This is a genomic window from Bradyrhizobium sp. USDA 4474 (assembly GCF_054057515.1).
In genome coordinates this window covers 3,233,642-3,255,070 of the sequence record NZ_JBSRZJ010000002.1, presented here as the reverse complement: position 1 = coordinate 3,255,070, position 21,429 = coordinate 3,233,642, and the positions used below count along the sequence as shown (strand labels likewise).

The window sequence follows — 21,429 nt, the reverse complement described above, 5'->3', positions numbered from 1 at the left end:
CCTGCCTCTGGTTTCTTCCGTCATGCGCGGGCTTGACCCGCGCATCCATCTTCGGGGGATGGATTGCCGGGTCAAGGCCGGCAACGACAAGCAATGCTCAGTACACGCGCGCCGCTTAGTAGACGCGAGCTTTGGGCGGGATGTACTGCACGTCGTTGGTCATGGTGTAGTCGTGAACCGGGCGATACTCGATCTTGACCTTGCCGTTGTCGTCGAGCCAGGCCAGCGTGTGCTTCATCCAGTTCTTGTCGTCGCGCTCGGAGAAGTCCTCGCGCGCATGGGCGCCGCGGCTCTCGGTGCGGTTGGCGGCCGAGTTCATCGTCACCACCGCCTGCGAGATCAGATTGTCGAACTCCAGCGTTTCGACGAGATCCGAGTTCCATACCAGCGATCGGTCGGACACGGCGATGTCGGTAATTCCGCTGTGGACCTTCGCGATCAGGTTCTGACCCTCACTCAGCACCTCGCCGGTGCGGAACACGGCGCAATTGTTCTGCATCACGTGCTGCATGCCTTCACGCAACTTCGCGGTCGGCGTGCCGCCGGAGGCGTAGCGATAATGATCGAGGCGGCCGAGCGCGAGGTCGGCCGAGTTCGCCGGCAGCTCGGGCTGCTTGGCGTTCGGCGTCAGCTTCTCGGCGAGACGGAGCGCTGCGGCGCGGCCGAACACGACGAGGTCGATCAGCGAGTTCGAGCCGAGGCGGTTGGCGCCGTGCACGGAAACGCAAGCCGCTTCACCGATCGCCATCAGGCCGGGGATGATGGCATTGTCGTCGCCATCCTTCTTGGTCAGCACTTCGCCGTGATAGTTCGTGGGAATGCCGCCCATGTTGTAATGCACGGTCGGCACGATCGGGATCGGCTCGCGCGTCACGTCGACATTGGCGAAGATCTTTGCGGATTCGGAGATGCCGGGCAGGCGCTCGGCGAGCACCGAGGGATCGAGATGGTCGAGATGCAGGAAGATGTGGTCCTTCTTCTTGCCGACGCCGCGGCCTTCGCGGATCTCGATGGTCATCGCGCGCGAGACGACGTCGCGCGAGGCGAGGTCCTTCGCCGACGGCGCGTAGCGCTCCATGAAGCGCTCGCCCTCGGAGTTGACGAGATAGCCGCCCTCGCCGCGCGCTCCCTCGGTGACGAGGCAGCCCGAGCCGTAGATGCCGGTCGGATGGAACTGCACGAACTCCATGTCCTGCATCGGCAGGCCGGCGCGCAGCACCATGCCGCCGCCGTCACCGGTGCAGGTGTGCGCCGAGGTGCAGGAGGCGTAGGCACGGCCGTAGCCGCCGGTGGCGAGAATGACGGTCTGGGCGCGGAAGCGGTGCAGCGTGCCGTCGTCGAGCTTGAGCGCGATGACGCCGCGGCAGGTGCCCTGGTCGTCCATGATCAAATCGATGGCGAAGAACTCGATGAAGAACTCGGCCGCGTGACGCAGCGATTGGCCGTACATCGTGTGCAGCATGGCGTGACCGGTGCGGTCGGCGGCGGCGCAGGTGCGCTGCGCCTGGCCCTTGCCGTAGTCCATGGTCATGCCGCCGAACGGACGCTGGTAGATCTTGCCGTCCTCGGTGCGCGAGAAGGGCACGCCCCAGTGCTCGAGCTCGTAGACCGCCTCGGGCGCGTTGCGCACCATGTATTCGATCGCGTCCTGGTCGCCGAGCCAGTCCGACCCCTTCACGGTGTCGTACATGTGCCAGCGCCAGTCGTCCTTGTGCATGTTGCCGAGCGAGGCCGAGATGCCGCCTTGCGCAGCGACCGTGTGCGAGCGGGTCGGAAACACCTTGGTGATGCAGGCGGTGCGAAGGCCGGCTTCGCTGCAGCCGACGACGGCGCGCAGGCCCGCGCCGCCGGCGCCGACCACGACGACGTCGTAGGTATGGTCTTCGATCGGATAGGCTTTGCCGTTGGTGGCGGGAGCGTCGTTGCCCTTGCCATTCGTCTCGGTGGCCATGGGTTACACTCCCGATGAAAGTTTCAGGATCGCATAGGTCGAGGCGAGCGCCACGGCGATCGAGAAGAAATTGTTGAGCATGATCGAGATGAGCTTCAGCTTCTCGTTATGGACATAGTCCTCGATCACCAGACGACCTGCATGCCGATCTTCATGTGCCAGGCGCTGGCGACGATGAAGAGCAACAGGATGAGGGCGACGGGAAGCGACGAGAGGATCTGCGCGGCGCCGGCCTGGTTGCGGCCGAGCAACATCATGATGATCACCAGCACCGGGATCATCAGCAGGGTCATGGCGACGGCGGTGATGCGCTGGCGCCAGAAATCGGATGTACCCGAATGCGCGGCGCCGAGACTACGGACGCGGCCGAGCGGGGTGCGCATGCTGCGCTTCGGGGTGTCGGCTGTGCTCATCGTCCACCTCCGATCGCGTAGGCGATGATCCAGACCAGTACCGTCAGGGCGATGCCGCCGATCAGCGCGCCCCAGGTCAGCGCTTCGCGTTCATTGGCCTTGAAGCCGTAGCCGAGGTCCCACACGAAGTGCCGGATGCCGCTCAACATATGGTGCATCAGCGCCCAAGTGTAGCCGAATACGATCAGCCGGCCGATGATGCTCCCGGTGAAGGCCTGCACGTTGGCGTAGGCCGCCGGGCCCGAAGCCGCCGCGACCAGCCACCAGACCAGCAGCACGGTTCCGACGTAGAGGGCGATACCGGTGGCGCGATGGACGATGGACAGCGCCATCGTCAGGGTCCAGCGGTAGACTTGCATGTGTGGTGAAAGCGGTCGTTCGATCCGTGCGGTCATGGGCTTTTGGTGTCTATGGCGGCCCGGCAGGGCGCGCGCGGGGATCGCGAAAGGTCGGCTCTATTTACGGAGTCGATTTGGCCTGCGCAATCACCAAATCGCCATAAATCGAACCGGCGTTCAGCTCTAGGCCGTTGATGAACCAAGACCAATCAGGGCGTTGGTATACCAGTTGGGTGGCGTACCGTTAAAGTAGCGAACAAAGATTCATGGTTTTCTGTGGCGGTCGAGGGACATTGAAATCACTAGTGGAACGGCCCCGAGCGCCCGATCGGCTGCCGTCGTTCAAACCAGTCAGTTCCTGGCGCTCGTCATCGCTCGGCCCGCCGCCCGGAGCATATGCGCATCCTGCACTCCACCCCAGACGGCCGGTCCGGCGTGTCGACCGCGCCAACTGGATCGCCTAAGGCTCGAAACAGCAGCTCATTCCGAACGCACGAATCGGAACGCTCGCGACGAGGGGCAGTCGGGTGATCGCAGGTCTGGATATCAAGGAGATCGCCGAGCTCGCGCTGCTGCTGATCGCAACAGGTGCGCTGTCCGGTTTTCTGGCCGGCGTCTTCGGCATCGGCGGCGGCGCGATTCTCGTGCCGGTGTTTTACGAATGTTTTCGTATCGCGGGCGTGCCGCTCGAAGTGCGCATGCCGCTGTGTGTCGGAACGTCGCTCGCGGTGATCATTCCGACGTCGATCCGTTCGTTCCAGGCGCATTACAAGCGCGGCGCGGTCGACATGACGATCCTGCGCGTGTGGTGGCTGCCGATCATCATCGGCGTCGTCGCAGGGAGCGTCGTCGCGCGCTACGCGCCGGAGCGGCTGTTCAAGATCGTGTTCGTCGCGGTCGCGTATTCCGCCGCAGCTCGCCTCATCCTCGCGCGCGAGGGGTGGAAATTCGGTGACGACCTGTCCGACGGCCCCTTGATGCGCGCTTACGGTTTTTGCGTCGGCATCCTCTCGACATTGATGGGCATCGGCGGCGGCCTGTTCTCGAACTTGCTCATGACCTTCTATGGCCGCCCGATCCATCAGGCGGTGGCGACCTCGTCGGCGCTGGCAGTGTTGATCTCCATCCCCGGCGCGCTTGGCTACATCTATGCCGGCTGGCCGGCTGCGGCGACCTATCCATCCGTAGCAGCGCTGCAGATCCCGTTCGCCCTCGGCTATGTCTCCCTGATCGGCGCCGTGCTGGTGATGCCGACGAGCCTCGTCACCGCGCCACTCGGCGTGAAAGCCGCGCATGCGATGTCGAAGCGCACGCTGGAAGTCGCGTTCGGGTGCTACCTGTTTATCGTCGGCAGCCGGTTTGCGATGAGTTTGGAGGGCGGGCAGTAAACGCTGGCATCGTAGGGTGGGTTAGCCGCAGCGTAACCCACCACTTCTGTCACCGCGGAGATCAAAGCGGTGGGTTACGCCTTCGGCTGACCCACCCTACGGATTGCATGCTCCGCCCTCACTTGTTCGCGTAAATATCCTTGTACTTATCGCGCAGAATGTTCTTCTGCACCTTGCCCATGGTGTTGCGCGGCAGCTCGTCGACGACGAAGACGCGCTTGGGCATCTTGAATTTTGCGAGCCGGCCGTCGAGTGCCTGCAGCACGGCGGCCTCCGTCACGTCGGCGCCCTTGTTGCAGACCAGCACGGCCGTGACGCCTTCGCCGAAGTCGGCATGGGGCACGCCGATCACGGCGGATTCGACCACGCCGGGCATGGCGTCGATCTCGCTCTCGATCTCCTTCGGATACACGTTGAATCCGCCTGATATCACCAGATCCTTGCCGCGACCCAAAATGTGGACATAGCCCTTGTCGTCGATCTTGCCGAGGTCGCCGGTGATGAAGAAGCCGTCGGGCCGGAATTCCGATTTGGTCTTCTCGGGCATGCGCCAATAGCCCTTGAACACGTTCGGGCCCTTCACCTCGATCATGCCGATCTCCTCCCGCGGCAATTCCTTGCCGGTCTCGGGCTCGGTGACGCGCAACGAGACGCCGGGCAGCGGGAAGCCGACCGCGCCGGGCACGCGCTCGCCGTCATAGGGGTTCGACGTGTTCATGTTGGTCTCGGTCATGCCGTAGCGCTCGAGCACGGCGTGGCCGGTGCGCGCCGACCATTCGCGATGGGTCTCGGCCAGCAGCGGCGCCGAGCCGGAGATGAACAGGCGCATGTGCTTCGTGGTTTCGCGCGACAGCGCAGGGTTCTGAAGCAGTCGCGTGTAGAAGGTCGGGACGCCCATCAGCACAGTGGCGCGCGCCATCAATTTGATGATCAGGTCCGGATCGAGCTTCGGCAGGAAGATCATCGACGCGCGCGAAAACAGCGTCACGTTGGTCGCCACGAACAGGCCGTGGGTATGGTAGATCGGCAGCGCGTGGATCAGCACGTCCTCGTCGGTGAAGCGCCAGTAGCCGACCAGCGAGAGCGAGTTCGACGCGAGGTTATCATGCGTCAGCATCGCGCCCTTGGAGCGGCCGGTGGTGCCTGAGGTGTAGAGGATCGCGGCGAGATCGTCGTTGGCGCGCGAGACGGTCGCAAATTCGCTGCTCGCCTTGTCGGCTGCTTCCGTCAGCGAACCCTTGCCGTCGGCCCCGAGCGTCTCGACCTTGGCCTTCACCTTGGCGGCGATCGGAGCGAGGCCCTCGGCCTTGGCGGGATCGCAGACCACCAGCGACGGTTCGGCATCGCCGATGAAGTAATCGAGCTCGTTCAGCGTATAGGCCGTGTTCAGCGGCAGATAGACCGCGCCGGCCCTGACCGTGGCGAGATAGAGCACGATGTTCGCCACGGATTTTTCCACCTGCACCGCGACGCGATCGCCGGGCTTCACGCCGCGCGTGACCAGCACATTCGCCATCTGGCCGGCCCGCGCGATCAGATCGCCATAGCTGATACGGGCGCCGTCCTGCGTCTCGATGGCGAGGCGTTTGGGGTCGTCCAGGCCGTCGAACAGGCGGGAAAACAGGTTGGCGTTGGCTGCTTGGTTCATGCAAGATTTCCTCGACCGCAAGGCAACAAGGCCGGTCAAAACCGAGGGCTGGATTAGCAAAAACCGCCCCAATGAAGCAACGGAGACAGTTTGCATGACCAGATCAGGGAAACGCGTGGCCTGGGTTACGGGCGGCGGCAGCGGGATCGGGGAGGCCGGCGCCGCGGCGCTCGCGGCCGACGGCTGGACGGTGGTGGTGTCCGGCCGCCGGCAGTCAGCCCTGGATGCGGTGGTCGCGAAGATCGCCGGGGCGGGCGGAGTGGCCGAGGCGCTGGCGCTGGATGTGTCCGATGCGGCCGCGGCCCAGAAGGCGGCCGATCACATCGTCGCGAAGCATGGCCGGATCGATCTGCTTGTGAACAATGCCGGCATCAACGTGCCGAGGCGCAGCTGGGAGGACATGGAACTGGAGGGCTGGGACAAGCTCGTCCAGGTCAATCTCAACGGCGTGCTCTATTGCATGCGCGCGGTGCTGCCGACGATGCGCAAGCAGCAGGACGGCTCGATCATCAACGTCTCGTCCTGGGCCGGCCGCCACGTCTCGAAGATGCCGGGCCCGGCCTACACCACCACCAAGCACGCGGTGCTGGCGCTGACCCATTCCTTCAACATGGACGAATGCGTCAACGGCCTGCGCGCCTGCTGCCTGATGCCGGGCGAGGTCGCCACGCCGATCCTGAAGCTGCGGCCGGTGGTGCCGAGCGAGGAGGAGCAGGCGAAGATGCTGCAATCCGAGGACCTCGGTCGCACCATCGCATTCATCGCCAGCATGCCGCCGCGCGTCTGCATCAACGAGCTCCTGATCAGCCCGACGCATAATCGCGGGTTTATTCAGACGCCGAACAACAGGGATTGAGCGGTCGCAGCCGAGTTCGTCGTTGCGAGCGAAGCGAAGCAATCCAGAACTGTGCGGAGACGGTCTGGATTGCTTCGTCGCATCTGCGCAAAATTGCTGCGCAATCTTGTCGCGAGCTCCTCGCAATGACGGTGGATCCACCATACGGACACGCCGCCGCACAGTTTCACGCATCACAAAGAATTTTTGTTCGAAACCGCATCGCAAACCTCCCGTAGTTCGGCCAACGACGGCGCGGCTTCTTCCCGCTCACAGCAGGTCGCAGCCACCGTTGTTGCCCCAACTCAAGCGCCGGCCATTGCCGGTCACCATTCAATCGGGAGTGTCTCCATGTCGAAGCGCATTGCCTATCTCACCGCCGCTGCCTTCAGCGCGCTGGCCGTCACCGCTGCTGTCATCGCGCCCGCCCGGGCCGAGGAAAAGACCGTCATGGTCGGCGGCGCCGCGATGTTCCCCTCGAAGAACATCGTCCAGAACGCCGTCAATTCGAAGGACCACACCACGCTGGTGGCGGCCGTGAAAGCGGCCGGCCTGGTGCCGACGCTCGAAGGCAAGGGCCCGTTCACGGTGTTCGCGCCGACCAACGCCGCCTTCGGCAAGCTGCCGGCCGGCACCGTCGACACCCTGGTCAAGCCCGAGAACAAGGCGACCCTGACCAAGATCCTCACCTATCATGTCGTGCCCGGCAAGCTGGAGGCCTCCGACCTCACCGACGGCAAGAAGCTGAAGACGGCCGAGGGCGAGGAACTCACCGTCAAGAAGCAGGGCGGCAAGGTCTGGATCGTCGACGCCAAGGGCGGCACCTCGATGGTGACGATCTCCAACGTCAACCAGTCGAACGGCGTGATCCATGTGGTCGATACCGTGCTGATGCCGGCGACGTAACACCGGATACCTCTGTTTCATCCCCCGGAGGATGCGGCGAAACAGCGAGCCGGGGAGACCCGGCTCGCTTTATTGTGACCGGAATGCCCGGCGATTCGGTTGGCCGGCCGGCGTAACGAAAGCGGAAGCATCGGCGTATATTCGGTAGCAGACGATGTTCAGCACGGAACCATCATGTCGAGCCTCACAGTGACCGACGAGCAGGTCAGCGCCGCCAAGGCCAAGGTGATCCAGCCGGTCTGGGTCCGGGTCATGCACTGGACCAATGCATTTGCCATGATCCTGATGATCCTCTCCGGCTGGCAGATCTACAATGCCTCGCCGCTGTTCGGTTTCAGCTTTCCGCGCGAGTACACGCTGGGTGGCTGGCTCGGCGGCGCCCTGCTTTGGCATTTTGCGGCGATGTGGCTGTTGATGATCAACGGCCTCGCGTATCTCGTCACGGGTTTCGCATCCGGCCGCTTCGCCAAGAAGCTGCTGCCGATCACGCCCTCGGGCGTGCTTGGCGACGTCAGGGCGGCCCTGACCTTCAAGCTCGGCCATGACGATCTCAGCGTCTACAATTACGTGCAGCGGACGCTCTATGCCGGCATCATCGTTGTCGGCGTGCTGATCGTGCTGTCGGGCCTGTCGATGTGGAAACCGGTGCAGTTGCATTGGCTGGTGACATTGTTCGGCGATTATCCGACCGCGCGTTACGTGCATTTCTTCTGCATGGCCGCGATCTGCGCCTTCCTCGTCGTTCATGTGTTGCTCGCGCTGTTGGTGCCGAAGAGCTTGCGCGCGATGATCATCGGTCGCTGAGGAGAGAGACATGGCCAAACGTTCATTCCTGATCCCCGGCGTCGACAAGCGGCTGCTGATCAAGGACTCCCTCAAGGTGATGCCTGATCTCACCCGCCGCCGCTTCATCGCGGGCGGCGCCAGCTTAGGGGCGCTGACGCTGCTCACCGGCTGTGACGTGGTCGATTCGTCCTCGGCCGATGCCCTGCTGACCAGGATCTCGAAATTCAACGACGCCGTGCAGGATTTCATCTTCAACCCCGATGCGCTGGCGCCGACATTTCCCGAGAGCGCGATCACGAAGCCGTTCCCGTTCAACGCCTATTACGATCTCGATGACGCGCCCGACGTCGATGGCGACGACTGGAAGCTCGAGGTGCGCGGCCTCGTCGACGTCAAGAAATCGTGGACGCTTCAGGAGCTCTACAAGCTGCCGCAGGTCACGCAAATCACGCGTCACATCTGTGTCGAAGGCTGGAGCGCGATCGGCAGCTGGACCGGCACGCCGTTGCGCGATTTCCTCAAGCTCGTCGGCGCCGACACCCGGGCGAAATATGTCTGGTTCCAGTGCGCCGACAAGGACGGCTACAATTCACCTTTGGACATGCGCACCGCGCTGCATCCGCAGACGCAGATGACGTTCAAATATGCGAACGAGATTCTGCCGCGCGCCTACGGCTTCCCGATGAAGATCCGCGTGCCCACGAAACTCGGCTTCAAGAACCCGAAATACGTGATCTCGATGGAAGTCACCAACGACTACAAGGGCGGGTATTGGGAAGACCAGGGGTATAATTCGTACAGCGGGAGTTGATACGGCGAGTAGGGAGTCGCTATTTCCCATTCGCCGCCTTCGGCCCCACCTTCCGCTGGCACAACGCCAGCACCGCCCCCAGCGCCAGCAGCGCCGCCGACACATTGAGCGCGTAGCTCAGGTTTCCCAGCGCATCCGTGATCGCGCCGACCACGATCGGCCCCAGCGTCTGCCCGACACCGAACGCGATCGTCATGGCCGCGATCGCGGTCGGCCACATCTGCGGCGGATAGTTGAAGCGCACGAAGGCGGTGGTCGAGCCGACCACGGCGAAGAAGGCGACGCCGAACACCACCGCCGAGACCGCGAGCCAGCCCGTCGAATGGCCGAGCATCGGCAGGCCGGCGCCGATGGCGTTGGTGCCGAGGATGATCGCGGTGGCGAGGCCGCCGCGGTCGAGCGCGAGCACGCGGCGCCAGGCCCAGGGCGTCACGAAGGCGCTCATGCCGATCAGGCCCCAGAATGCGGCTTGTGCCTGCGCGCCGCCGCCGCCGTCGCGGACATAGGCGATCATGAAGGTCATGTAGGCGATGTAGCCGGCGCCGAACAGGAAATAGGCGGCCAGATAAATCAGCACGGGAAGCACGGCGAAGGCGGCCTGGCCGCCTTCCGAAAAGCGCGCGCCGCTCTCGATCCGGACCAGGAACAGCGGCACGGTCATCGCGGCCGACAGCAGCGTCATCGCCCACCACACGATCCACCACGAGCCCGGGCCGAAATGCTGCAGCGTGAACGGCGCGATGAGCCCGGAGGAAAGGATGCCGATGCCCGGTCCGGCATAAAACAGGCTCAGCAGGAAATTGGCGCGTTCGGGGCGCGACTGCGCGATTGCGGCGGCCAGCGCGCCGCCGGCGACGAAGCCGGCCGCCGCGCCGAGGCCCAGCACGAGACGGGCGAGGCTCAGCGCGACGAAATTCCCCGTCAGCGCACAGGTGGCGAGCGCGGCGACGCAGGCCAATGTTCCCAAGCGGATCGCCGCCGACCAGCCGACGCGCTGGATCAGCCGGGACGCCAGGAGCGCACCGACGAGGTAGCCGACGGCGTTGATGGTGTTCATGAAGCCGGCTGCGGAGTAGGACCAGCCGAGATCCTCCCGCATGTCAGGCAGCACCAGCGCATAGGCAAAACGGCCGATGCCGAGCCCGACGGTTGCGGCCAGCGACAGGGTCAGGATCAGCCGCGCGGGGTGCGCGACGGGCGGGGGTCGATCAGGGGCGAGCAAAGGATACTCCGGCGTCGCCCAGTGTGGCAGGCCCTGCCCTCCTTGCAAGCCGCGCGGCGGCAATGGTGTCTTGCCAAGCGCGCAACGCCGCTCTAGCACTCCGGCCGAATTCGATCTCAGAGGAAACTGATATGGCGACCCACAAACTGCTGCTGCTCCCCGGCGACGGTATCGGCCCCGAGGTGATGGGCGAGGTGAGGCGGCTGATCGATTGGCTCAATTCGGCCGGGATCGCCAAGTTCGAGACCGATACCGGCCTGGTCGGCGGTTCGGCCTATGACGCCCACAAGGTGTCGATCTCCGAAGGCGACATGGCCAAGGCGCTGGCCGCCGATGCCGTCATCTTCGGCGCGGTCGGTGGCCCCAAATGGGATGCCGTCCCCTACGAGGTGCGCCCGGAAGCCGGCCTGCTGCGGCTGCGCAAGGATCTCGCTTTGTTCGCCAACCTCCGCCCGGCCATGTGCTATCCGGCGCTGGCCGATGCCTCGAGCCTGAAGCGCGAGGCGATCGAGGGCCTCGACATCGTCATCGTGCGCGAGCTCACCGGTGGCGTCTATTTCGGCGAGCCCAAGACCATCACCGATCTCGGCAACGGCCAGAAGCGCGCCGTCGATACCCAGGTCTACGACACCTATGAGATCGAGCGCATCGGCCGCGTCGCCTTCGAGCTTGCCAGGAAGCGCAAGAACAAGGTGACGTCGATGGAGAAGCGCAACGTCATGAAGTCGGGCGTGCTCTGGAACGAGGTCATGACCGCGCTTCACAAGCGCGAATATGCCGATGTCACGCTCGAGCACCAGCTCGCCGACTCCGGCGGCATGATGCTGGTGAAGTGGCCGAAGCAGTTCGACGTCATCGTCACCGACAATCTCTTCGGTGACATGCTGTCCGACATCGCGGCCATGCTGACGGGCTCGCTCGGCATGCTGCCCTCGGCCTCGCTCGGCGAGGTCGACGTGAAGAGCAAGAAGCGCAAGGCGCTGTACGAGCCCGTGCACGGTTCGGCGCCCGACATTGCCGGCAAGGGCCTCGCCAATCCGATCGCGATGATCTCGTCCTTCGGCATGGCGCTGCGCTATTCCTTCGACATGGGCGATCTTGCCGACAAGGTGGATGCCGCGATCGCTGCGGTGCTCGCCAGTGGCCTGCGCACCGCCGACATCAAGTCGGAAGGCACCACGGCCGCCTCGACCACGCAGATGGGCGAAGCGATCCTGAAGGAATTGCAGAAGCTGCACGCGTAAGGCTACGGTCTTCCTGGAAACCGTCTCATGGACTCACCCCGCCCCAAGATCGCGGAAACCATCATCCATGAGACGGTGCGCCAGCGCGAGGCGCACATCGGGCGGCGCTGCGAGATTCTCGCCAACACGCGCATCGAATATGCCTCGCTCGGCGACTACTCCTATCTCGGCGAAAACTGCGATGTCGCCGACGCTGTCATCGGCAAGTTCACCGCCATCGCCAATTCGGTGCGGATCGGCGCGCCCAATCATCCGATGGGCCGTCCGTCGCAGCATCGCTTCACCTACGTCCCCGAATATTACGAGGCGAGCGCGAGCCGCGACCGCGACTTCTTCGCCGATCGCCGCGGCGACCGCGTCATCGTCGGCCATGACGTCTGGATCGGCCATGGCGCGATCCTGCTGCCGGGCGTCACGGTCGGCGACGGCGCGGTCGTCGGCGCGGGCGCGGTCGTCAGTCGCGATGTCGCGCCCTACACCATTGTCGGCGGCGTTCCCGCGCGCCTCATCCGCAGGCGCTTCGATGATTCTGTCGCGGAAAGCCTGCGCCGCATCGCCTGGTGGGATTGGCCAGATGATCTCATCTTCGCGCGCCTTGCGGATTTCCGTTCCGAGGCGATCGAAGAGTTTTGCCGGCGCTACGACCCGGCGGCTAATTCGTAAAGCGGACGCACCTGCCAGAACAAAAAGGCCGGGCATGAGCCCGGCCCTTTGATTCGGTCGTGATACCAGCTCAGTACAGCGGGAAATTCTGCGGATAGCCGCCGACATCGGCCGGGGTCGACAGCGGCTGGCGATCAATCGGGCGGTTGTTGTTCTCGCGGGCAAAGGACGGATAACCCACGGCCGGCGGGAAGGCGTAATCGCTGAACTTGCGGTCGCCCGGATTGACCTCGGTGCCGCCGTCGAGCCAGGAGCGCTTGCTCACATAAATACGGGTTCGGCCCTGCTGGTACACCGCGTTGGGGCCCGCGGGACCGTAATAGTGCCGGCCACGCTCGTCATAGCGCGGCTTGGTCTTGGTGTCGGCCGACGCCGGCGCAGCAAAGCTCACGGCCATGACGGCGCCCGCCGCAAGCCAGGTCGCCAGTTTGTTCGCCGCAAAGATATTCGAGCTCATCACGTCCCCTTCAGGCGGCGCGCCGCCAGTCGATTTCACCCCATACTAGCCCGGTCGGGGCGGATGCAACTAGGTCAATTCAGTCACACCGCGCCGGAATAATCGGGCGTATCGGCAAAAGTTGCATGGATACCAGCGACTTGAGGGTCAAAGCGGACCGCGCAATTGCGCGTTCGCAGCGCCCAGCAGCCAGTCCGCCGAGCCTGTGCCGTCGCAGGAGCGGCGCTTCAGCTCCGCATGGGCGAACAATTCGGCGAGCTTCGGCTCGTTACCCGAGGTGAGCAGCGTCAGCCGGTTCAGGGTGCAGGCGACGGCTGCGCGGCGGGCCGGCATGGTATCGCCCTGGCAGGTGAAGCCGGAGATCTGCAGCGCCGGCTCCTCGTTGCGCTTGAGGTAGCCGAGGCAGGACGGCGTCCCGTCCGCGGTACCCGTCGGCTTGAACAGGGCGACGGGGCCGAACTTGGTGTCGATCAGCCCGGCCTGCTCGAGCGTGGTCGTCGCATCCAGGCCCATCTGGACGGCGAGGCCTGATGTCGCCGGCTGCGTCACGTCGAATTCGTTGCCTTCCCGGTAGATTTCGAGCTCGGCCAAGGGTCTGTCGGCATCGCCGGCCCAGCGCATCACGTCGCGCCGGCCCCCTTCGGGATGTCTGAGAGTCGTGTAAGAGGCTGTTTTCTCTGATGAATCGAGGCGACTGAGGGCGAAGGCCGGATGCGACCGGGACGCCTCGGCCCAGCCGGGCTTCGCCGTGGGCTGATCGTCACGCAGGTCGGGCAGCTGGCCGAGCCCGGCGAGCGCGAGGATGGCAAACAGCGCCAGCGTCCCCACATAGGCGAGCAGGCGCGCCAGCGTGCCGACAACCTCGTCGGCGAAATTGGCCAGCGCCAGATGGTACTGGGTGGGGCTTACGGCCGTGCTGGCCTCAGGCGATTGCATCCACGGCCTACAGGCATGGTCCAACGTTGTCTTGAGGCCGGTTCTCGCATAGAAGCGCTGCTCTTCCTGTTTAAGCGTCAGCTTCAGGAACGGGCTTTTTCATCGGAGAGTGAACGATGGGTTACAAAGTCGCAGTCGTCGGCGCGACCGGCAATGTCGGACGGGAAATGCTCAACATTCTGGATGAGCGCAAATTCCCCGCGGACGAGGTCGTGGCGCTGGCGTCACGCCGCAGCACGGGCGTCGAGGTCTCCTATGGCGACCGCACTTTGAAGGTCAAGGCGCTCGAGCATTTCGACTTCTCCGACGTCGACATCTGCCTGATGTCGGCGGGCGGCGAGGTGTCGAAGGAATGGTCGCCGAAGATCGGCGCCGCCGGCGCGGTCGTGATCGACAATTCCTCGGCCTGGCGCATGGATCCGGACGTGCCGCTGATCGTGCCCGAGGTGAATGCCGACGCGACCGAAGGCTTCACGAAGAAGAACATCATCGCCAACCCGAACTGCTCGACCGCCCAGCTCGTGGTCGCGCTGAAGCCGCTGCACGAGAAAGCCAACATCAAGCGCGTCGTGGTCTCGACCTATCAATCGGTGTCGGGTGCCGGCAAGGACGGCATGGACGAATTGTTCTCGCAGACCAAGGCCGTCTACACCAATGACGAGCTGATCGCGAAGAAGTTCTCCAAGCGCATCGCCTTCAACGTCATCCCCCACATCGACGTCTTCATGGAGGACGGCTACACCAAGGAAGAGTGGAAGATGATGGCGGAGACCAAGAAGATTCTTGATCCCAAGATCAAGCTGTCTGCCACCTGCGTGCGCGTGCCCGTCTTCGTCGGTCATTCCGAGGCGGTCAATATCGAGTTCGAGAATCCGATCAGCGCCGACGAAGCCCGCGAGATCCTGCGCAAGGCGCCCGGCTGCCTCGTCATCGACAAGCAGGAGCCCGGCGGCTACGCCACGCCGTATGAAGCGGCCGGTGAGGACGCGACCTATATCAGCCGCATCCGCGAGGACGCGACGGTGGAGAACGGTCTCGTGCTGTGGTGCGTGTCCGACAATCTGCGCAAGGGTGCAGCCCTCAACGCGATCCAGATCGCGGAAGTCCTGATCAACCGCAAGCTGATCAGCGCGAAGAAGAAGGCGGCGTAAGAAAGCGTAGGGTGGGTTAGCGAAGCGTAACCCACCACTTCCGCCAACCGAGGACACTAAAGAGGTGGGTTACGCCTTCGGCTAACCCACCCTACTAGAGCCGAGCCTACACTACGCTGCGCGCGCTCTTGAATTCCTTGGTCGCCTTGTCCAGCACGAACAGCGTTCCCTTCGCGACGCCGAAATATGCGCCGTGCAGCTGCATCTGGCCGCTTTCGACGGCCTTGCTCACGAACGGGAACGTCATGAGGTTTTCGAGGCTGCGGAACACCGCGGCCTTCTCGATGCGCTCGACGAATTGCGCCATGGTCTCGTGCTCGCGCTGCTCGACGACTTCGCCGGGCTTGATGAACATCTGCATCCATTTGCCGATGAAGTCGCCGGGCGTGAGCGGCTCGATCTTGTCGACGAAGGCGCGGATGCCCCCGCACTGTGCGTGTCCGAGCACCACGATGTGCTTCACCTTCAGCACGGTCACCGCATATTCCAGCGCCGCCGAGACGCCGTGCGCGTTCTCGTCAGGCTGGTAGGTCGGCACCAGATTAGCGATGTTGCGGACGACGAACAGCTCGCCCGGTCCGACGTCGAAGATCACCTCGGGCGAGACGCGGCTGTCGCAACAGCCGATCACCATCACCTCAGGCGACTGCCCCTTCACCGACAGCTCGCGGTAGCGGTTCTGCTCGGCCGGCAGCCGCTGGGTGGCGAAGGCGTTGTAGCCTTCCAGCAAGGACTTCGGGAATGTGATCATGGCCTATGCCTAACCATAGAGCCGGGCGACGAACAAGCCTTTCGAATAGGCAGGCCAGGTGCTATCGGCTGAGGGTGGAATAGAGACGAGGAAACCGGAAGGACCGCCAGCATGACCCGCCCGCGCCGCAGCCATCTGTTCATGCCCGGCTCCAACCCGCGGGCGCTGGAAAAGGCGCGGAATCTGGCTGCCGACGGCCTGATCCTGGACCTCGAGGATTCCGTTGCTCCCGATGCCAAGGCCGCCGCGCGCGACGGCATCGCCGCCGCGATCGCCGCAAAAGGGTTCGGCAAGCGCGAGATCCTGATCCGGACCAACGGGCTCGACACGCAATGGTGGGCCGACGACGTCGCGATGGCCGCCAAGGCCTCGCCCGACGGCATCCTGGTTCCAAAAGTTTCAAGCATCGAGGATCTCCAGACCATCGGCCGCGACCTCGCCGGGCTCGGCGCCGCCCCGACGGTGAAGGTCTGGGCCATGATCGAGACCGCGCGCGCCGTGTTGCATGCCGAGGAACTGGCGCAGGCCGGTCGCGATCCATCGAGCCGCCTCGCCGGTTTCGTGTTCGGACCGAACGACATCTCGCGCGAGACGCGGATCAAGATGCTTCCCGGCCGCGCCGCGATGATCCCGATGATCACGCATTGCATCCTGGCGACGCGCGCCGCCGGCCTCGAAATCCTCGACGGCCCCTACAGCGACATCGCCAACCCCGACGGCTTTGCCACCGAATGCGCGCAGGGCCGCGACCTCGGCTTCGACGGCAAGACGCTGATCCATCCCTCCCAGATCGAGGCTTGCAACGTGATCTTCACGCCGCCCGAAGAGGAAGTCGCGCGCGCCCGAAAGATCATCGCGGCATTTGAGCTACCCGAAAACGTCTCGCGCGGCGCCATCCGCCTCGACGGTGCGATGGTGGAGCGCCTGCACGCGGATATGGCCAGGCGCACGATCGAGATCGCGGACGCGATCGCCGCGATGGGCAAGGGCTGAGGCGTCAACGAGGGAAAGCGACATCCGCTCTTCCGCGCCAAGCGGAAGCCGTCTGTTCGCAAAGAGCAGGCGGCGGTGCCGCCAATTCCTCGCAATACATCCGATCGATTTTGCGCTGCATGAGCGAATAACAATCGCATGCGACCTTCTCGAGCCGCGTCCGATCGATCTCTACAAACCCGCGGCCGTCGGACGGGACTGCGCCGGCCTCGCGCAGCTTGCTCATCGTCAGCGTCACTGTCGTCCGTCGCACCCCAACCATTTGCGCCAGCGCCTCCTGCGTCACTGGAAGCCGGTCATCGGGAACGCGGTCGTGAAGCTGCAGCAGCCACCGCGCCATGCGGCCATCCACCCGGTGCAGCGCGTTGCAAGCGGCGACGTGCTGGAGCTGTAACAGCACGGAGCGAGCGTGGACCTGCACGACATTCCTGATGGCGGCGCTTTGCGCAAAGGCGGCCCGAAACCTGGCGGCGGGAATCAGGGACGCTCTGCCGGCCACGCGAGCAATTGCAGTCACGGATGAAAACGACAGGCCGAGCACGGAGAACGAGGCCAAGGCGCCTTCCCGTCCCATCAAGGTGGTTGCGACCGTTTGCCCGTCCGGCATATCGAGCATGAAAGCGATTGCGCCGCTATGAGGAAAACAAACGGAGTCGAGCTCATCGTCCGACCGTACCAGGACGGCATCGGGTTCGAACGAGACCTTCTGGAAGTAGGGTGTGAGCAGGCCGAGATCCGCCGGCGGCAACGCCGCCAGTAGCCGATTCCCTGTGCCAGCGCGGTGGGCGGTCACGATGCTCTCTTGTGAACGGGCAGCCGATGAACGACGGAAGCCATCGATTTCATTCACCATGATGATCCGGAGATACGAATTGCCGAACGGCAATCATCCAAACAGAGCCATCGGTCGAGATCAAGTACGGACAATTGCGGTCGTCGCCCTGCAGGCAAGATATCGCATTTGTCATACTATTCACAATCGCGCCGCTCGGTGACGGTGCTCACGAATGATCGATCATCCCCGCCCATCCAAGCAGGGATTGATGAGTCCGTCCCTCGCAGAACGCGATCTTCACGCCACCTGAGGAAGAGGTCGCGCGAGCGCAAAATCGTCGCGGCGATCGCGTTGCCGGAAAGCGTCTCGCGCGGCGCGATCCGTATCGAGGCGCGATGGTGGAGCGCCTCCACGCCGACATGGCCCGCCGCACGATAAAGCGATGGTGATCGCTGTGCTGGGGAAGGCTAATGCCTGGCCTGCTCCGCCAGGCCGGATGTGAACGGAACGTGGTCGGTTGGCGGCTGGAAAGGCCGCTAATCCATTGATTTGCCAGATACTGCGGCGCTGCGATGCTTTTGGATCACGTCCGCGCGAATATCCGCCGCGTTTGCTGCCGTTGACTTGCGCAAGGCGTGGGTCGCAAGGTAATTCCAGAACAGTTGGACATATCAGGCCCAACCTTGTGTGAGGTGTTCTCATGACGGCGCTTGCGGAAATCGCTGCTCCTGCCAACCTGGTTGACGAGCTCACGGCGCATGCAGTGCGCAGCATCGAGAACGCCGACCATTCCGCGTCTCCATTCCCCCACATCGTGTTCCGCGATTTCTTTCCAGCGGATTTCTACCGGGACCTGATCCGGAGCGTACCCACCCAGGGCTACGATCCGATCACCGGGACGGGGACCCGTATGGCGTTGCGCCTTTACGGAGAAAACGTCGACAAGATCGAGCCGTCACTGCGCCCCGCCTGGGCTGCCGTGTCGGCGATGCTGACGTCGAAGAGCGTCGAGCAGGCGATACGGAACCGGCTGCATGACGGGCTCGAGATTCGCGCCCGCGGCGACAAGGTCGCCCGAGCCGAGGATCTGACGCTGGTCGCAAAGCCGGTCGTCTATGTCGACAGGGACGGCTACCAGATCAAGCCGCATCCGGACACGCGCAAGAAGGTCGTCACGATGCAGCTCTATTGCCCTGGTGACGACAGCCAGGAAGCGTTGGGAACAACGCTGTATCAGGCGTCTCTCAAGGGATTGCTTCACGTCGGCTCCTATTGCCTCGAGCCCGTGAAGACGATCCCGTTCCTGCCCAATGTCGGATACGCCTTCGTGGTGCTGAAGGCGTATCACACCCTGACCAGGATGAGCTGGCACGGCCGGCCGCCGATCCAGACCGATCGTGACAGGGTGACCATTCTCAACACGTTCTATGTGAACGAGAGCGTCGGCTTCTGATCCCAGCATTGAACGCGCTGCTTCGGCGCAGCGCATCTCGGCAATGTGCGCGGACCATGGCGTGCCGCGGCCGCTGCTTTTCCCGTTGCGGTGGTTAAATTGGATGCTACCCTCGGCCGATATTGATCCGGGTCAGCATTTGATGCGTGTCTTTCAAGCGGCGTTCTTTCTTCTCACCTCATTCTGGTTCGTCCAGCCGGCGCTCGCCCAGCAGGTTCGGGTCGCGCTTGTTATCGGCAACAGCGCTTACGAGAAAGTGCCCGAATTGCCGAACCCGACCCGTGATGCGGCGGACATCGGTCGCGCGCTGGAGCGGCTTGATTTCAAGGTCACGCAGATCAAGAACGCGAACGCGCAAGACATGAGAAAGGCCGTCGTCGCGTTCGGCCGGTCTGCCGAGGGAGCCGACCTCGCTGTCGTGTTTTACGCCGGCCACGGCATGGAAGTTGCCGGCGAGAACTGGTTGATACCCGTCAGCGCGGAGTTGCGCAGCGATACCGACATCGAGGGCGAGGCCGTCAGCCTGCGTTCTGTGAGCCTTCAGGTTTCGAAGGCACGGAAGTTGGGCCTCGTGATACTCGACGCGTGCCGCAACAACCCCTTCGCCGCAAAAATGAAGCGCTCGATAAGCACCCGGGCCGTGGCTCGCGGACTCGCGCCGACCGAACCGACCGACAACGTTCTGATTGCGTATGCCGCCCGGGACGGGACCACGGCAAGCGATGGCGATGGCCGGAATAGCCCGTTTACGGCATCGCTTCTTCGTCACATCGAAACACCGGGCCTCGAGATATCGTTTCTGTTTCGGCGGGTTCGCGATGACGTCATGGCGGCGACCCAGCGCGAACAGCAGCCTTTCGTATATGGTTCCCTGTCGAAGGAAGAGATCTATCTGAAAGCGCCCGCCGCGAGCACCCAGGCGCCGGTCGCGTCGACTCCCATGCCCGCGACCGCAACGCCAGCGGAAGACGAGCAGTTCTGGCTGGCGATCCAGACGTCGAATGTCGCTGGTCTGTATGAGGACTTTCTGGCGAGGTATCCCCGTAGCAATCATGTCGCGGAAGCACGACAGCGGATCAAGGATCTCAAGGCGATTGAAGTGGCGGCGATATCGGCTCCGACGATCTCTGCGACATCGGATACGGGCGGGCGTCAGCAGACCAAGGCCGCGGATCGAAATCTGTTTACGCCCGAGGATCGCCAAAAAGTAGCGGCCGTTGCAGCAGCTCAGCGACTGGTTTTGCCGACCTTCACCTTCGCGTCCAGCCCGGACGTTCGGCTCGCATCCGCATCCGGGCTTGTCGGTGTGTGGTCCAACGAGCGCGGGTGGTCGAATGGCAAGGGACGCTATGCCATGCTGATCGTCACTGACGTCTCCGACACGGGACTGGCAAAGGGATATTATCTCTGGGGACCGCCGGTCAAGGGATCGTGGACGAAAGACCAGGCGGGCTACCGAGCGTTCGCGGAGTATGTCACGGACAACAAGTTTTCGATCAGCGGGACGCCGGTTACGGTCAGGCTGGAGAAGAACGTCCTTGCTCTCTCTTCCTTCAATGATGAGAAGCCGTCTGAAACAGCGAACATGGAGCTTCGTCCGATCTGGCAGCTCGTGTCGGCGCCCAAGGACGCGGAGCCGACAGCGAAACATGAGAGAGGCTCCCAGCCGCACGCGGTCAAGAAGGAAAGCAACGCCGGATCGAGTGCGCCGGCGAGTGCCGGCGGTGCGACGATGGAAGAGCGCTATCGCGCCTGCCGAAAGCTCGTGAAGGGATTCGCCCAGCGCGACGCCTGCGCGCGAAATGGTGCGCTCTAGCCCCGGCCGAGCACCGTCCGACGAGCAGAGCTACGCAAACCGCTCCGTCGCCCAGGCATACAGGCTGCCCGGCACGGGTGGCTGCAAGCTGCGGCCTTTGCCCGAGATGTGCAGGCCGATCACGTTGGGATCGGTGACGAGGCCGAGATAGCTCGACGGCTCGAAGAACAGCTTCGGCTCGGAATGCACCGCGTAGAACGATTGCTTCGGCAGGGCCTGCGGAAGATCCCCCGAACGGCGCGCGAGGATGGTCAAGGCCGGCGGCCCGAAGATGGCAATGCGCAGGTCGGACAGGCGCTGCGAGCCGCCGCTCAATCGCCGTATCGCAAAGCTCAGGCGATGGCTCAGTGACAGCCATTCCGGCGTCAACTCCTCCTGCTCCATCAACCCCTCGTAGGCGCGGACGATCTGATGTCCTTGCGGGAGATAGAGAACGGAGTTGCCGAGTCGGCGGGAACGCTCCCAGGCGAAGTAAGGCTTTGCCGGATCGATCTCGACGGGCTTGAGCAGCAGAACGTCGGCATCGAGCCAGAGCCCGAGGCCCTTCGCCATCAGCTTCATGCGGAAGAAATCGCTGAACTGCAGCGTGGTCCAGTCGCGCCAGCTTCCGTCCGGCTGCGGCGGCCGCAGCCGCTCGGAGAAGGCATGCGGCAGGATCGCTTCGGCATCCGCGTTCTCGATGCCCGCAGGCAGGCCCGGAATGGTGTCGAAGCTGTAGACGGTGACCCTGTGGCCGGCAGCCAGCTGCGAGCGCAGGCAGGTCTGGCGCAGCGCGTCCATCGGGCCGTGCCAGAAGGTGACGATTTCAGGCAGCATGTGGGCAGCTATACGATATCCAAGGCAAAGAAAAAGCCCCGGCGCGCGTCACGCACCGGGGCTTCGCATGAAACGC

20 protein-coding genes and 2 pseudogenes are annotated in these 21,429 nt (G+C 63.9%); 12 read left to right on the top strand and 10 right to left on the bottom strand.

The genetic code is table 11. The annotated features are described in order from the left end of the window. Positions 1 to 115 precede the first annotated feature (115 nt). The 3 genes and pseudogenes from sdhA to sdhC form a co-directional block, all read right to left on the bottom strand. Positions 116 to 1,951, bottom strand: coding sequence for a succinate dehydrogenase flavoprotein subunit (gene sdhA / locus ACVW16_RS17260; protein WP_456700343.1), 1,836 nt, complete (start codon positions 1,949 to 1,951; stop codon positions 116 to 118). A gap of 3 nt (positions 1,952 to 1,954) precedes the next feature. Then, a pseudogene (sdhD, locus tag ACVW16_RS17255) lies at positions 1,955 to 2,364 on the bottom strand (succinate dehydrogenase, hydrophobic membrane anchor protein). Beyond that, on the bottom strand, positions 2,361 to 2,759 hold the full coding sequence (gene sdhC, locus ACVW16_RS17250; protein ID WP_456700341.1) for a succinate dehydrogenase, cytochrome b556 subunit: 399 nt from the start codon (positions 2,757 to 2,759) through the stop codon (positions 2,361 to 2,363). The pseudogene sdhD and the gene sdhC overlap by 4 nt, the downstream one beginning before the upstream one ends. A 470-nt stretch (positions 2,760 to 3,229) precedes the next feature. Between sdhC and ACVW16_RS17245 the strand changes: the two genes are divergently transcribed. Further along, positions 3,230 to 4,090 carry a sulfite exporter TauE/SafE family protein gene (locus tag ACVW16_RS17245; protein ID WP_456736867.1) on the top strand — a complete coding sequence of 287 codons (861 nt, stop codon included), beginning with the start codon at positions 3,230 to 3,232 and terminating at the stop codon, positions 4,088 to 4,090. Between the two features lie 118 nt (positions 4,091 to 4,208). On the opposite strand, the gene ACVW16_RS17240 is transcribed toward ACVW16_RS17245, so the two are convergent. Continuing rightward, positions 4,209 to 5,738, bottom strand: a complete 1,530-nt coding sequence (locus ACVW16_RS17240) for a malonate--CoA ligase (protein WP_456736868.1) — start codon at positions 5,736 to 5,738, stop codon at positions 4,209 to 4,211. A gap of 94 nt (positions 5,739 to 5,832) precedes the next feature. Here ACVW16_RS17240 and ACVW16_RS17235 point away from each other — a divergent pair, with 94 nt between their 5' ends. The 4 genes from ACVW16_RS17235 (at position 5,833) to ACVW16_RS17220 (ending at position 9,076) form a co-directional block, all read left to right on the top strand. After that, positions 5,833 to 6,594 (top strand): SDR family oxidoreductase, encoded by a 762-nt coding sequence (locus ACVW16_RS17235; protein ID WP_456736869.1) that lies wholly within the window; start codon positions 5,833 to 5,835, stop codon positions 6,592 to 6,594. A gap of 330 nt (positions 6,595 to 6,924) precedes the next feature. Further along, positions 6,925 to 7,479 carry a fasciclin domain-containing protein gene (locus tag ACVW16_RS17230; protein WP_456802375.1) on the top strand — a complete coding sequence of 185 codons (555 nt, stop codon included), beginning with the start codon at positions 6,925 to 6,927 and terminating at the stop codon, positions 7,477 to 7,479. A gap of 174 nt (positions 7,480 to 7,653) precedes the next feature. Further along, positions 7,654 to 8,283, top strand: coding sequence for a cytochrome b/b6 domain-containing protein (locus ACVW16_RS17225; protein WP_456736871.1), 630 nt, complete (start codon positions 7,654 to 7,656; stop codon positions 8,281 to 8,283). Between the two features lie 10 nt (positions 8,284 to 8,293). After that, a complete protein-coding gene (locus tag ACVW16_RS17220) occupies positions 8,294 to 9,076 on the top strand; it encodes a molybdopterin-binding protein (protein WP_456736872.1) in 783 nt (260 codons plus the stop codon). A gap of 19 nt (positions 9,077 to 9,095) precedes the next feature. Here the strand turns inward: ACVW16_RS17220 and ACVW16_RS17215 are convergent, their stop codons facing one another. After that, a complete protein-coding gene (locus ACVW16_RS17215; RefSeq protein ID WP_456736873.1) occupies positions 9,096 to 10,298 on the bottom strand; it encodes a YbfB/YjiJ family MFS transporter in 1,203 nt (400 codons plus the stop codon). A gap of 131 nt (positions 10,299 to 10,429) precedes the next feature. Between ACVW16_RS17215 and leuB the strand changes: the two genes are divergently transcribed. Next, positions 10,430 to 11,542: a 3-isopropylmalate dehydrogenase gene (gene leuB, locus ACVW16_RS17210; protein WP_456700333.1), complete on the top strand. Its 1,113-nt coding sequence runs from the start codon at positions 10,430 to 10,432 to the stop codon at positions 11,540 to 11,542. A 27-nt stretch (positions 11,543 to 11,569) separates the two neighbouring features. Then, positions 11,570 to 12,205: a DapH/DapD/GlmU-related protein gene (locus ACVW16_RS17205; RefSeq protein ID WP_456736874.1), complete on the top strand. Its 636-nt coding sequence runs from the start codon at positions 11,570 to 11,572 to the stop codon at positions 12,203 to 12,205. A gap of 70 nt (positions 12,206 to 12,275) precedes the next feature. Here ACVW16_RS17205 and ACVW16_RS17200 read toward each other — a convergent pair whose 3' ends face one another. After that, positions 12,276 to 12,662: a hypothetical protein gene (locus tag ACVW16_RS17200; protein WP_456700331.1), complete on the bottom strand. Its 387-nt coding sequence runs from the start codon at positions 12,660 to 12,662 to the stop codon at positions 12,276 to 12,278. A gap of 147 nt (positions 12,663 to 12,809) precedes the next feature. Then, complete coding sequence (locus ACVW16_RS17195) at positions 12,810 to 13,598, bottom strand: hypothetical protein (RefSeq protein ID WP_456736875.1); 789 nt, start codon at positions 13,596 to 13,598, stop codon at positions 12,810 to 12,812. Positions 13,599 to 13,714: 116 nt separating this feature from the next. Here ACVW16_RS17195 and ACVW16_RS17190 point away from each other — a divergent pair, with 116 nt between their 5' ends. Then, complete coding sequence (locus tag ACVW16_RS17190; RefSeq protein ID WP_456802374.1) at positions 13,715 to 14,749, top strand: aspartate-semialdehyde dehydrogenase; 1,035 nt, start codon at positions 13,715 to 13,717, stop codon at positions 14,747 to 14,749. Positions 14,750 to 14,855: 106 nt separating this feature from the next. On the opposite strand, the gene ACVW16_RS17185 is transcribed toward ACVW16_RS17190, so the two are convergent. Beyond that, entirely contained in the window at positions 14,856 to 15,500 is a 645-nt protein-coding gene (locus ACVW16_RS17185) for a carbonic anhydrase (protein ID WP_456700329.1), read from the bottom strand. Between the two features lie 111 nt (positions 15,501 to 15,611). On the opposite strand from ACVW16_RS17185, the gene ACVW16_RS17180 reads away from it, so the two are divergent. Beyond that, the gene (locus tag ACVW16_RS17180; protein WP_456736877.1) at positions 15,612 to 16,493 is read left to right on the top strand and encodes an HpcH/HpaI aldolase/citrate lyase family protein; all 882 of its coding nucleotides are present in this window, start codon (positions 15,612 to 15,614) and stop codon (positions 16,491 to 16,493) included. Between the two features lie 4 nt (positions 16,494 to 16,497). Here ACVW16_RS17180 and ACVW16_RS17175 read toward each other — a convergent pair whose 3' ends face one another. Beyond that, the gene (locus ACVW16_RS17175) at positions 16,498 to 17,346 is read right to left on the bottom strand and encodes a Crp/Fnr family transcriptional regulator (protein ID WP_456700327.1); all 849 of its coding nucleotides are present in this window, start codon (positions 17,344 to 17,346) and stop codon (positions 16,498 to 16,500) included. A 194-nt stretch (positions 17,347 to 17,540) separates the two neighbouring features. On the opposite strand from ACVW16_RS17175, the pseudogene ACVW16_RS17170 reads away from it, so the two are divergent. The 3 genes and pseudogenes from ACVW16_RS17170 to ACVW16_RS17160 all read left to right on the top strand — a co-directional run. After that, positions 17,541 to 17,717: pseudogene (locus ACVW16_RS17170) on the top strand (CoA ester lyase); the annotation flags it as partial. Between the two features lie 251 nt (positions 17,718 to 17,968). Beyond that, positions 17,969 to 18,721, top strand: coding sequence for a hypothetical protein (locus ACVW16_RS17165; protein WP_092233896.1), 753 nt, complete (start codon positions 17,969 to 17,971; stop codon positions 18,719 to 18,721). A 61-nt stretch (positions 18,722 to 18,782) separates the two neighbouring features. Then, the gene (locus ACVW16_RS17160) at positions 18,783 to 20,537 is read left to right on the top strand and encodes a caspase family protein (protein ID WP_456736878.1); all 1,755 of its coding nucleotides are present in this window, start codon (positions 18,783 to 18,785) and stop codon (positions 20,535 to 20,537) included. A gap of 30 nt (positions 20,538 to 20,567) precedes the next feature. On the opposite strand, the gene ACVW16_RS17155 is transcribed toward ACVW16_RS17160, so the two are convergent. Continuing rightward, positions 20,568 to 21,353, bottom strand: a complete 786-nt coding sequence (locus ACVW16_RS17155; protein WP_456736879.1) for a hypothetical protein — start codon at positions 21,351 to 21,353, stop codon at positions 20,568 to 20,570. Between the last annotated feature and the right edge of the window lie 76 nt (positions 21,354 to 21,429).

Excerpts from the sequence above, each read along its gene's own strand:
- ACVW16_RS17180 (WP_456736877.1), top strand. The coding sequence starts at position 15,612 with ATGACCCGCCCGCGCCGCAGCCATCTGTTCATGCCCGGCTCCAACCCG.
- ACVW16_RS17200 (WP_456700331.1), bottom strand. The coding sequence starts at position 12,662 with ATGAGCTCGAATATCTTTGCGGCGAACAAACTGGCGACCTGGCTTGCG.
- ACVW16_RS17155 (WP_456736879.1), bottom strand. The coding sequence starts at position 21,353 with ATGCTGCCTGAAATCGTCACCTTCTGGCACGGCCCGATGGACGCGCTG.
- ACVW16_RS17195 (WP_456736875.1), bottom strand. The coding sequence starts at position 13,598 with ATGCAATCGCCTGAGGCCAGCACGGCCGTAAGCCCCACCCAGTACCAT.
- ACVW16_RS17240 (WP_456736868.1), bottom strand. The coding sequence starts at position 5,738 with ATGAACCAAGCAGCCAACGCCAACCTGTTTTCCCGCCTGTTCGACGGC.
- sdhC (WP_456700341.1), bottom strand. The coding sequence starts at position 2,759 with ATGACCGCACGGATCGAACGACCGCTTTCACCACACATGCAAGTCTAC.
- ACVW16_RS17235 (WP_456736869.1), top strand. The coding sequence starts at position 5,833 with ATGACCAGATCAGGGAAACGCGTGGCCTGGGTTACGGGCGGCGGCAGC.
- ACVW16_RS17220 (WP_456736872.1), top strand. The coding sequence starts at position 8,294 with ATGGCCAAACGTTCATTCCTGATCCCCGGCGTCGACAAGCGGCTGCTG.
- ACVW16_RS17185 (WP_456700329.1), bottom strand. The coding sequence starts at position 15,500 with ATGATCACATTCCCGAAGTCCTTGCTGGAAGGCTACAACGCCTTCGCC.
- ACVW16_RS17190 (WP_456802374.1), top strand. The coding sequence starts at position 13,715 with ATGGGTTACAAAGTCGCAGTCGTCGGCGCGACCGGCAATGTCGGACGG.
- sdhA (WP_456700343.1), bottom strand. The coding sequence starts at position 1,951 with ATGGCCACCGAGACGAATGGCAAGGGCAACGACGCTCCCGCCACCAAC.
- ACVW16_RS17205 (WP_456736874.1), top strand. The coding sequence starts at position 11,570 with ATGGACTCACCCCGCCCCAAGATCGCGGAAACCATCATCCATGAGACG.
- ACVW16_RS17175 (WP_456700327.1), bottom strand. The coding sequence starts at position 17,346 with ATGGTGAATGAAATCGATGGCTTCCGTCGTTCATCGGCTGCCCGTTCA.
- ACVW16_RS17230 (WP_456802375.1), top strand. The coding sequence starts at position 6,925 with ATGTCGAAGCGCATTGCCTATCTCACCGCCGCTGCCTTCAGCGCGCTG.
- ACVW16_RS17165 (WP_092233896.1), top strand. The coding sequence starts at position 17,969 with ATGACGGCGCTTGCGGAAATCGCTGCTCCTGCCAACCTGGTTGACGAG.
- ACVW16_RS17225 (WP_456736871.1), top strand. The coding sequence starts at position 7,654 with ATGTCGAGCCTCACAGTGACCGACGAGCAGGTCAGCGCCGCCAAGGCC.
- leuB (WP_456700333.1), top strand. The coding sequence starts at position 10,430 with ATGGCGACCCACAAACTGCTGCTGCTCCCCGGCGACGGTATCGGCCCC.